This is a genomic window from Pseudocitrobacter sp. 2023LY-00077, from assembly GCF_055796175.1.
Genome location: NZ_JBSPEI010000048.1, coordinates 1 through 2856, shown reverse-complemented (window position 1 = coordinate 2856; position 2856 = coordinate 1). Strand labels below are relative to the sequence as shown.

The window sequence follows — 2856 nt, the reverse complement described above, 5'->3', positions numbered from 1 at the left end:
TCCCCGGCGTATGCAACGGCAATCCTGAAACCTCAGTACTGGCTCACATTCGTCTTGCTGGCCTCTGCGGGACCGGAATCAAGCCGCCTGACCTGATCGCCACAATCGCATGCAGCAGTTGCCACGATGAGATTGATCGCCGCACTCGTCTGGTTGATGCGGAATATGCAAAGGAGTGCGCCCTGGAAGGTATGGCGCGTACACAGGTTATCTGGCTGAAAGAAGGGAAGGTGAAAGTGTGAATACATATCGAATCAGCCTCGCATGGCCTCCAAGCAACAATCGCTATTACCGGCACAACCGCGGGCGCACGCACATCAGCACGGAAGGAAAGCAATACCGTGACCTTGTGGCTGAAATCATCAAGGAAGAGATGTTGGATATCGGGATCACCTCGCCTCTGAAGGTTCGCATCGAATGCCATATGCCAGATCGACGCCGCCGAGACCTGGACAATCTGCAAAAGGCCGCATTCGATGCGCTGACCAAAGCAGGCTTTTGGGTCGATGACGTGCAGGTAGTCGACTATCGCGTCGTGAAGATGCCGGTAGTGAAGGGCGGTCGTCTTGAGTTGACGATTACCGAACTGGAGGCGCTATGAACACCGAGCTAATCGAGTTGACCCGTTTGCGCTGGCAATTCCTGCGCATGCTCAGAACCCCGGATTCTTTCTTGGTTGATTACAGACTTCTTCGCAACTTCATTCGCAGCCATAAGACAGTGGGAGCATCAGCATGAACCTCGAAAACACAGTCAAATTCCACGCTCCTAAGTCACCACAATTATCTGACTCTCCAAGAGCCACGGCGTCAGAAGCTTTAACTGGCACTGACGTTATGGCTGCATTTGGAATGGTCCAAAGTCGCGCTCCGCTGGGGTTTAGTGCTTTTAGCGGAAAAATGAATCTGAGCAGCGATGACAAAAAGAAAGCCGTTCAACTGTTGATGCAATATGGAATCAAACACTGCGATAAGGTTGCAGCCTTTCGCAAACTTGAAAACAATATTAAGGGTAAGGTTCTGCAATTGCTCGCAACTTTCGCATACCAGGATTATTGCCGATCAGCAGCCAGCGAAGTCACTTGCTCATGCTGTAAAGGCCGTGGCGTAATCAGGAAGGAAGCACTGGTAGTTAAGCATCCGGGTTGTGGAGAGAAAACCCCCGCAAAAACAGCAAATGAGCAGGTTGAAGAGACATGTGCCAAATGTAGTGGGCGCGGGGTTATATCAACATCCTGTGTTAAGTGCAGAGGGCGTGGTTTGGCGGTTGACCGAAAAAAGTCAGAAGAGCAAGGTGTTCCGGTTATGAGCGCCTGTCGTCAGTGCTCAGGAAGGGGATATGAGCGCCTGCCTGCCGCATCATGCTATCGCGCTATATGCCAGTTTACTGATGCCATTTCTCCAGGGGTCTGGGATAAGGCGATTAAGCCATTTTATGAATCCCTGATATCTGAGATTGAGAAGTCGGAATCTGCTGCAAATGCGATCTTATCGAAAGTTACGAGCAAAGTTTGATTCCGGTAACGATTGCAGCTTGCATAATGACGAAAGTTAGAATATTATTGCTCTAACACTACAAATCCGTGAATTGTTACGGTGAAGAATAAAAAGCCCGAGGTTAACGCCTTGGGCTTTGTCGTTTCTGGGCCGGAAGCTCATTTGGTATGAGCGGTCCCCTCATAAGGGAAGGGTAGATAGGTTCGAATCCTTCCCGGCCCACCAAATCCCGCCAGCTGGGAAATCAGGCCGCAGAGCCTATATGCCTTACCCTCTTGCCCACCGCGCCGTGGGCTCTTTATTCAGGTCGCCGACAATCACCCTCAGAAGCCACGTAGCTATCGTGTCGGACGGCCTTTCCTCACTACAAACACAGCTCCCGCTTCTACTGCGAGGAGAGAGACTATGAAGATGCCCTACAAACAAGACTTTATCGCTGCTTTGCTAGCTGCCAAAGAGCAGGGCATTGGTGCGATCCTGGCATTCATCATGGCGTATCTGCGTGGCCGGTATAACGGTGACACGCTTTCAAAGACGCTGATTGATGGATTGATGTGCGCGATGTTTGCCTGGTTCGTAAGAGACATTCTCGTGTTCATCGGTATGAGCACAAACCTTGCCTATATCGGCAGTGTGTTTATTGGCTATCTCGGTACCGCTTCAATCGGATCGCTTATCAAGAAATTCACTGCCAAGAAAGTAGGGGTGGACGATGCAAACTAGTGAAAAAGGGATAAAGAACATCAAGGATTTCGAGGGATGCAGCTTAACCGCGTATCCTGATCCGGGAACAGGTGGCGCTCCTTGGACAATCGGTTATGGCTGGACTCATCCTGTAGATGGAAAACCAGTAAAACCCGGAATGAAGATAGACATGAAAACTGCAGATCGTCTTCTTCGCACAGGCCTCGTTAGCTTTGAGAATGACGTCCTCAAAGTGGTTAAGGTAAAGCTAACCCAGGGTCAGTTCGATGCTCTGGTCTCGTTTGCCTACAACGTCGGTTCCCGGGCGCTCTCTACTTCTACTCTGCTGAAAAAGCTTAATGATGGAGATGTTCAAGGGGCGGCTGACGAGTTCCTGCGCTGGAATAAAGCTGGCGGCAAAGTCCTGAATGGGCTTACCCGTCGACGTGAGGCGGAGCGCGCTCTGTTCCTGTCGTGATTGGCGCGCTGGTTAAGCGTTACTGGTTGCAGCTGTCGGTTGTCGTACTAATCGGAGTGCAGGCTTTCTTCGTTAACCACTACCGCGACAACGCCACCGAATACAAGAAGCAGCGAGATGAGAAAACTCAGGAGCTGAATCTGGCAAAGGCCACCATCACCGACATGCAGACCCGCCAGCGTGAAGTCGCTGCACTGG

The 2856-nt window shown here is 51.1% G+C and carries 6 protein-coding genes, 1 tRNA gene and 1 pseudogene; all 8 read left to right on the top strand.

Annotated features, from left to right (window positions below; genetic code table 11):
• Positions 1-242, top strand: a 242-nt coding sequence (locus ACWWFX_RS25090; RefSeq protein ID WP_473225082.1) for a DUF1364 domain-containing protein, incomplete at its 5' end; no start/stop codon positions are given.
• Positions 239-601, top strand: coding sequence for a crossover junction endodeoxyribonuclease RusA (gene rusA / locus ACWWFX_RS25085; protein ID WP_473225081.1), 363 nt, complete (start codon positions 239-241; stop codon positions 599-601). The genes ACWWFX_RS25090 and rusA, both read left to right, overlap by 4 nt.
• Complete coding sequence (locus ACWWFX_RS25080; RefSeq protein WP_473225080.1) at positions 598-738, top strand: YlcG family protein; 141 nt, start codon at positions 598-600, stop codon at positions 736-738. Before rusA ends, ACWWFX_RS25080 begins: the two co-directional genes overlap by 4 nt.
• Positions 735-1514: an antitermination protein gene (locus ACWWFX_RS25075; protein ID WP_473225079.1), complete on the top strand. Its 780-nt coding sequence runs from the start codon at positions 735-737 to the stop codon at positions 1512-1514. Before ACWWFX_RS25080 ends, ACWWFX_RS25075 begins: the two co-directional genes overlap by 4 nt.
• 129 nt (positions 1515-1643) lie before the next feature.
• Positions 1644-1721: transfer RNA gene (locus ACWWFX_RS25070), tRNA-Met, on the top strand.
• A gap of 180 nt (positions 1722-1901) precedes the next feature.
• Positions 1902-2219: a phage holin, lambda family gene (locus ACWWFX_RS25065; RefSeq protein WP_062777024.1), complete on the top strand. Its 318-nt coding sequence runs from the start codon at positions 1902-1904 to the stop codon at positions 2217-2219.
• Complete coding sequence (locus ACWWFX_RS25060) at positions 2209-2658, top strand: lysozyme (protein WP_062777026.1); 450 nt, start codon at positions 2209-2211, stop codon at positions 2656-2658. Before ACWWFX_RS25065 ends, ACWWFX_RS25060 begins: the two co-directional genes overlap by 11 nt.
• Positions 2655-2856 (top strand): annotated as a pseudogene (locus ACWWFX_RS25055) (lysis protein); the annotation flags it as partial. The gene ACWWFX_RS25060 and the pseudogene ACWWFX_RS25055, both read left to right, overlap by 4 nt.

What these genes read in the sequence shown, in the direction of transcription:
- ACWWFX_RS25080 (WP_473225080.1), top strand. Translation starts at nt 598, where the DNA reads ATGAACACCGAGCTAATCGAGTTGACCCGTTTGCGCTGGCAATTCCTG.
- ACWWFX_RS25075 (WP_473225079.1), top strand. Translation starts at nt 735, where the DNA reads ATGAACCTCGAAAACACAGTCAAATTCCACGCTCCTAAGTCACCACAA.
- ACWWFX_RS25065 (WP_062777024.1), top strand. Translation starts at nt 1,902, where the DNA reads ATGAAGATGCCCTACAAACAAGACTTTATCGCTGCTTTGCTAGCTGCC.
- ACWWFX_RS25060 (WP_062777026.1), top strand. Translation starts at nt 2,209, where the DNA reads ATGCAAACTAGTGAAAAAGGGATAAAGAACATCAAGGATTTCGAGGGA.